This window comes from Micromonospora noduli (assembly GCF_003264365.1).
Taxonomy (GTDB): domain Bacteria; phylum Actinomycetota; class Actinomycetes; order Mycobacteriales; family Micromonosporaceae; genus Micromonospora; species Micromonospora noduli.
Window position 1 is genome coordinate 39,953 of the sequence record NZ_PYAK01000048.1, and the last position, 6,232, is coordinate 46,184.

Below are 6,232 nucleotides of genomic sequence, written 5' to 3' on the forward strand. Positions count from 1 at the left end.
CCTCGCGCTCACCACTTCGCTCCGGGGTGGGCGCGGTGCAGCACCTGCATCTCGGCGAGCAGGTAGGCCAGGTGCTCGGTGTGCACACCGGCCCGCCCACCGGCCGGGGCCCAGGCACTGTCCGGCTGGGTGAGCGTCGCCTCGGCCAGCACCGGGCCGACGACCTCGTCGAACGCCGGCCGCACTGTGGCCGGGTCGACCGGCGCCGCCGGGTCCGCGGCGAACAACTCGTGGGTGTACGGCCACACCTGGTCGACGGCCGCCTGCATCCGACGATGCGACTCCTCGGTGCCGTCACCGAGCCGCTTCACCCACAGCGCGCCATGGTCCAGGTGGTACGCCGACTCCTTGCGCGCCTTCGCGCCGATCGCGGCCAACCGCTCGTCCGCGCAGCCGGCCAGCGCCGTGTACAACGGCAGTTGGTACGCCGCCAGGAAGAACAGCTTCGCCATCGTCGCCGCGAAGTCGTCGTTGGGCAGCTCGACCACTAGCGCGTTGCGGAACTCGCGGTCGTCGCGCAGGTACGCCAGCGCGTCCTCGTCACGGCCGGCGCCCTCCAGCTCGCCCGCGTACGACAGCAGCAGGCGCGCCGCGCCGAGCTGGTCGAGGGCGATGTTGGCCAGCGCGATGTCCTCTTCCATCTCCGGCGCGCGGGTGGTCCACTCGGCCAGCCGCTGGGCCGCGATCAACGCGTCGTCGGCGAGAGCGAGGGTGAAGTCGAAGGGTCCGTTCACGCCGTCACCTCGCTGCGCTGCCTGGTTCGTTCGCTCCGCTCGTTCACAGGTGGGCCACCCCGTCCGGCACCTCGTAGAAGGTGGGATGGCGGTAGACCTTGTCGGCGGCCGGGTCGAAGAAGGCGTCCTTCTCGTCCGGGCTGGACGCGGTGATCGCACCGGCCGGCACCACCCAGATCGACACGCCCTCCTGGCGACGGGTGTAGAGGTCGCGGGCGTTGCGCAGGGCAAGCTCGGCATCGGGGGCGTGCAGGCTGCCGACGTGCGTGTGCGACAGCCCGCGCCGCGCCCGCACGAAGACCTCCCAGAGCGGGGTGTGTTGCGTCATGCTGCGACCGTCTCCTTCTGTCCCGCCCGCTTCGCGGCGTATGCCGCGGCGGCCTCGCGTACCCAGGTGCCGTCGGCGTGCGCGGCCCGGCGGTGGGCCATCCGCTCCCGGTTGCACGGCCCGTTGCCGGAGATCACCTGCATCAGCTCGTCATAGTCCGGCTGGGTGTAGTCGTACGCCTGCCGCTCGTCGTTCCAGCGCAGGTCCGCGTCGGGGATGCGCAGCCCGAGGATCTCGGCCTGCTGGACGCACATGTCGACGAAGCGTTGGCGCAGATCGTCGTTCGAGAAGCGCTTGATCTTCCAGGCCATCGACTGGGCGGAGTGCGTGGAGTCGCCGTCCGGCGGACCGAACATGGCCAGCGACGGGTACCACCAACGGTCCACGGCGTCCTGGGCCATCGCCTGCTGCGCGGGGGTGCCGTGTGCCAGGGTGTGCAGGATCTCGTAGCCCTGCCGCTGGTGGAACGACTCCTCCTTGCAGACCCGGATCATCGCGCGGGCGTACGGGCCGTACGAGCAGCGGCAGAGCGGGACCTGGTTGACGATCGCCGCGCCGTCCACCAACCACCCGATGGCGCCCACGTCGGCCCAGCTCAGGGTGGGGTAGTTGAAGATCGAGCTGTACTTCTGGCGACCGTCGAGCAGCAGTTGGACCAGCTCGTCGCGGCTGATGCCGAGGGTCTCGGCGGCGGCGTAGAGGTAGAGGCCGTGACCCGCCTCGTCCTGCACCTTGGCCAGCAGGATCGCCTTGCGCTTGAGCGACGGCGCCCGACTGATCCAGTTGCCCTCCGGCTGCATGCCAATGATCTCGGAGTGGGCGTGCTGGGCGATCTGCCGGATCAGCGTCCGCCGGTACGCGTCGGGCATCCAGTCGCGGGGCTCGATCTTCTGCTCGGCGTCGACCACCTCGGCGAAGTACGCCGCCAGGTCCTCGTCCGGCGCGGGCCCGCCACGCCGCCCGCGCGCCGCCGCTGCCCGCAGCTCGGCCTCGGCGGCCTCGACCTCGCCCAGCAGGCCGCCGGGCGCCTCGTCGGTGGCGCCGTCCGGGGCGGAGAAGTCGTTGCCATACATGAGGCTAAGTGTTACAGCTTGCGCCACGTTGCACCAGGGGGTGTAACAGGAATCCGGGCATCCCATCTGTGAGCGGATGAGTGCTTTGCGCTACTTGGACACCGTCGTGTTGCCGTGACCTAGGCCACGAAACAAAGGTGAATCCCTGCAAAAACCTCATACCGACCTCATATCCCGTCTTTATCGCAGGTTGCCTAGTGTCGAACCCTGGCGGTCTGCCGGTCCGGACGTAGACTTCTGCCGGACAACCGATCGGCTGCCGACATCGACATCTCCACAGAGGCCACCTCCCCCGGCCTCGGCGATCGCACCCGATTCGTCCCGACGACAAGCCGGTCCCCCCGGCCCTGACACCTGGAGTTCACCCACTCATGCGATCTCGCGTGACCCTGGTGCTCGCCATCACGGCGGTCGTGCTCGGCGGCGTCCTACTGGTCCCCACCGCGTACGCCCGGCTCGCCAGCGACAGCGGCGGAGGCGGCGGAGGAGGTACGTCGAGCGTCGCCGCGCCCGCGCCCACCCCACCACCGCCGCCCACCCTGGCCGCCGGCCCGGTGTCGGTGAGCTTCAAGGGTGAGTTCTTCTCGTGGGCTCTGCTGGACCGGAAGACGGGCAAGATCTCCGGGTCGCCGAACATGACAGCGACCAGCTCCACCGAATCGATGATCAAGGCGTGGATCGTCTCCGACTACCTGCGGCAGCTCGGCGACAAGGAGCCGCCCGCAGCGATGAAGGAGATGGCCCGACTCGCCATCGTCGACAGCAACGACGGAGCGGCCAACAAGATCCACGCTGCTGCGGGTGGCTCCTACAAGCCCTCGTCGAGCAGCGTCCCCGACGCGGTGATCCAACGAGCGATCAAGATTTGCGGGCTGACCGACACCAAGCGCGGCAACGTCAAGCCGTACACCGGCTACTGGAGCTTCACCCGGATGTCCCCCCGCGACGCGGCCCGGGTCGGCGACTGCATCGCCGACGGTAAGGCCGCCGGCCCGAAATGGACCAAGTGGGTGCTGGACCAGATGAGCAAGGTCAAGGGCACCACCGCGGCCAAGGACCAGCGGACCTCGTCCGGTGGTGGCCGCTGGGGGATCATCGACGGTCTACCCAAGTCGATCACCGCTCAGGGGCCGGTCAGCATGAAGAACGGCTGGACCCCCATCTACGGCGACGGCAACTGGCACGTCAACTGCCTCGCCGTCACCAGCAAGTGGAGTCTCGCGGTGATGCTGCGCTACCCGATCAGGACCGGTCTGGACTACGGCGCGAAGGTTTGCGCCAGTGTGGCCACCCAACTGGTCACCCCGCAGCCGGGCGCCGCCCTCAAGGTGCCGCAGCAGCCGGTCGGGAAGCTCTGATGGCCGGCAACCGTCGGGGCGAGCGCCGCAACGGCGGCGAGGCCTCCCCGATTCGACTGATCGCCGTCGCGGTCATCCTGATCGGGCTGGTCCTGGTGTCGCTACGGCTGCTGCCCGGGTCGCCGTTCGAGTCGTCCGCCGCGGCCAAGTGGGGCGACGCGGGCTCCGGCACCAGCGACCGCCCCACCGGCGCCGGCACCGACCGCAGCGCCCGCCAGCCCTCCTCGCCGTCACCGAGCCCCAGCCCGTCGCTGGAGCCGCTGCCCTTCATGGCGAAGAACCTCGATCTGGACATCAAGGGCTGGTACTCCTGGAGCGTCCTCGACCGCCGAACCGGAAAGATCATCGGTTCGAAGAACATGGGCGAAACCAGCACGACGGCCTCGATGATCAAGGCCTGGATCGTTGCCGACTACCTGCGTCGCGCCGCCGACGCCGGCCAGACCCCGAGCGACGCCAAGCTCGCCGACGCGACGCGGATCATCCGGGACAGCGACAACACCCGGGCCGAACAGTTCTACAACCAGGTCGACCGGGACGCCTCGATCAAGCGGCTCATCTCCATGTGCAAGCTGACCGACAGCAGCGTCGCCCCCGACCGCGGCTGGAGCCGGACGGCGCTCTCCCCCCGGGACACCGCCCGGATGGGCAACTGCATCGTCACCGGCACCGCCGCCGGGCCGAAGTGGACCAAATGGCTGCTCAACGAGATGAAGCTGGTTCGCGGTGCCGGCGACTTCGGTATCCGCAAGGCCTTCCCGGCGGCCGAGCAGAAGAAGATCGCCATCAAGAACGGGTGGATCGACCGGACCAGGGAGCAGGAGATGCACATCAACTGCCTGGCCATCGGTGACACCTGGACGATGGGCGTGATGGTCAAGTACCCGATCAACATGGGCTACGACTACGGCATGAAGAACTGCGAGAAGATCACCGAGGCACTGCTCCGCCCCGGCACCTGAGCCCCTCAGGCCGCCGCCGGCCGCTCTGGCCCGAGGTTTTGGCGGGCCTGGATTGTGCCGACCCGGCGTAGTGACGGGCCGGCGTAGTGACGGGCCGGCGTAGTGACGGGCCGGCGTAGTGACGGCCCGGCGGCCGGCGGTCAGCCGGCGAAGAACTCCGGGCCGCCGTCCGGCAGCGCCGGGGCCTCGCCGATGGCGGCGGCCCGTCGGGCCCACTCGCGCAGCCCCGCGACCTGCCGGTCGCCGAGGGAGAAGTCGAGGGTCCGGAAGTACGTGGCCAGGGTCTCCGCGTCGAAGGTCTCCCAGCGGGCAGCCGCCTCGGCGACCTGGTCCAACTCCGCCAGGCAGAGATCCCGCGAGCGCAGGAATGCCTCGTGAACCTCCTTGACCAGACCCGGGTGGGCGGCGGCGAAGTCGCGGCGGACCGCCCAGACGGCGAAGACCATCGGAAGCCCGGTCCACTCCCGCCACGCCTGCCCGAGGTCGGTGACCGTGAGGCCCTTCTGCGGTGCCTCGTAGTACGCCCGCAGCGCCACGTCCCCGATCAGCACGGCGGCGTCAGCCTCCAGCAGCATCTGGGTCAGATCCGGCGGGCAGCGGAAGTACTCGGGCCGCACGTTGTACTGCTCGGCGAGCAGCAGCTGAGCCAGCATGACCCCGGTCCGCGAGGTCGAGCCGAGCGCCACCCGGGCGCCGTCCAACTCGCCGAGGGGACGGGTGGAGACCATGTTGACCGAGAGCACCGGCCCGTCGCTGCCCACCGCCAGGTCCGGCAGGAGCAGCAGTTCGTCGGCGTGCTTCAGGTACTCCAACAGCGTGATCGGGCCGATGTCGAGGTCACCGGCGACCAGCGCCGCGCTCAACCGGTCCGGCGAGTCCTTGTGCAGGTCGACGTCGAGCAGGGCACCGGAGCGCATCAGACCCCAGTAGATCGGCAGGCAGTTCAGGAACTGGATGTGCCCGACCCGCGGGCGTGCGATGCGCTCAGCCATGGCCCGACCGTATCCCCGGCGGCTGGCTCCGGCTCGGCGGGCCGGCCCGGAGTGGCCAAGCCCGCACTTGACGACCGTCGTACCGCCCGGGTCACGAACGGCACGAAGACCAGCACCACCAGCAGCCCGACCACACCGGCACCGGCGATCAGCGGCCGAGGCGGAACGACCGCGAGCAACGCCCCGCCGATCAGGAAGCCCGCCATCGAGCCACCCTGCACCGCCGCGCCGTAGCTGGCGTACGCCCGGGCGCGCATCGCCTCCGGCACCCGCCGAGCGGTGAGCAGGTTCGCGAAGACGTTCTCGCCACCGTTGGCCGCACCACCCACCAGCCAGAGCGGCACCAACACACCTGCCGCCGGCACCGTCGACGCGAGCAACACCATCAGGCTGCACACGGCCAGAGTGGCCAGCACCCCGCGTACCAACCCGGCGTCGTCGTCGAGCCGCCTGGCAAGTCGTACGGCGAGCCAGGTCCCCGGCAGCATGCCGGCCATCCATGCGGCACTGACCAGGCCGTACGTGGTCGCCGAGCCCTCCAACGTCTCCCGGATGAAGAAGACCTCGATCACGTTGATGCCGCCGATCGCCGCGATCACCACGGCGGTGCTCACCACCATGACGAGCATCAACGGATCGCGGCGCAGCCGCCAGCCGATCTCCGTACCCCCGGGGGTTGCCACGCCGCCCGAGACGGCCGGGCGGTTCGCGGCGGCAGCCGGGCTGGCGGCGGCCTGGCTGGCGGCGGCCTGGCTGGCGGCGGCGTCGCTGCTCACGGCGGCGGG

At 70.0% G+C, this 6,232-nt stretch carries 7 protein-coding genes; 2 read left to right on the forward strand and 5 right to left on the reverse strand.

Features of this window, described 5'->3' with window-relative positions:
- Positions 1-8 precede the first annotated feature (8 nt).
- Genes paaC through paaA form a run of 3 tightly spaced genes read right to left on the reverse strand, consistent with a single transcriptional unit; the run spans position 9 to position 2,135 of the window.
- Positions 9-734, reverse strand: coding sequence for a 1,2-phenylacetyl-CoA epoxidase subunit PaaC (gene paaC, locus GUI43_RS26140; RefSeq protein WP_112700004.1), 726 nt, complete (start codon positions 732-734; stop codon positions 9-11).
- 43 nt (positions 735-777) lie between these two features.
- The gene (gene paaB, locus GUI43_RS26145) at positions 778-1,062 is read right to left on the reverse strand and encodes a 1,2-phenylacetyl-CoA epoxidase subunit PaaB (protein WP_091395615.1); all 285 of its coding nucleotides are present in this window, start codon (positions 1,060-1,062) and stop codon (positions 778-780) included.
- Positions 1,059-2,135, reverse strand: coding sequence for a 1,2-phenylacetyl-CoA epoxidase subunit PaaA (gene paaA, locus GUI43_RS26150; RefSeq protein WP_112585670.1), 1,077 nt, complete (start codon positions 2,133-2,135; stop codon positions 1,059-1,061). The genes paaB and paaA overlap by 4 nt, the downstream gene beginning before the upstream one ends.
- A gap of 371 nt (positions 2,136-2,506) precedes the next feature.
- Between paaA and GUI43_RS26155 the strand changes: the two genes are divergently transcribed.
- Entirely contained in the window at positions 2,507-3,493 is a 987-nt protein-coding gene (locus GUI43_RS26155) for a serine hydrolase (RefSeq protein ID WP_112585668.1), read from the forward strand.
- Complete coding sequence (locus GUI43_RS26160; protein WP_112700005.1) at positions 3,493-4,455, forward strand: serine hydrolase; 963 nt, start codon at positions 3,493-3,495, stop codon at positions 4,453-4,455. The genes GUI43_RS26155 and GUI43_RS26160 overlap by 1 nt, the downstream gene beginning before the upstream one ends.
- Positions 4,456-4,595: 140 nt before the next feature.
- Here GUI43_RS26160 and GUI43_RS26165 read toward each other — a convergent pair whose 3' ends face one another.
- Entirely contained in the window at positions 4,596-5,447 is an 852-nt protein-coding gene (locus GUI43_RS26165; protein WP_112585664.1) for a menaquinone biosynthetic enzyme MqnA/MqnD family protein, read from the reverse strand.
- The coding region (locus GUI43_RS26170) for an MFS transporter (RefSeq protein ID WP_146765960.1) at positions 5,399-6,232 on the reverse strand (834 nt) is incomplete at its 5' end. The genes GUI43_RS26165 and GUI43_RS26170, both read right to left, overlap by 49 nt.

Excerpts from the sequence above, each read along its gene's own strand:
- paaB (WP_091395615.1), bottom strand. The coding sequence starts at position 1,062 with ATGACGCAACACACCCCGCTCTGGGAGGTCTTCGTGCGGGCGCGGCGC.
- paaA (WP_112585670.1), bottom strand. The coding sequence starts at position 2,135 with ATGTATGGCAACGACTTCTCCGCCCCGGACGGCGCCACCGACGAGGCG.
- GUI43_RS26155 (WP_112585668.1), top strand. The coding sequence starts at position 2,507 with ATGCGATCTCGCGTGACCCTGGTGCTCGCCATCACGGCGGTCGTGCTC.
- GUI43_RS26160 (WP_112700005.1), top strand. The coding sequence starts at position 3,493 with ATGGCCGGCAACCGTCGGGGCGAGCGCCGCAACGGCGGCGAGGCCTCC.
- GUI43_RS26165 (WP_112585664.1), bottom strand. The coding sequence starts at position 5,447 with ATGGCTGAGCGCATCGCACGCCCGCGGGTCGGGCACATCCAGTTCCTG.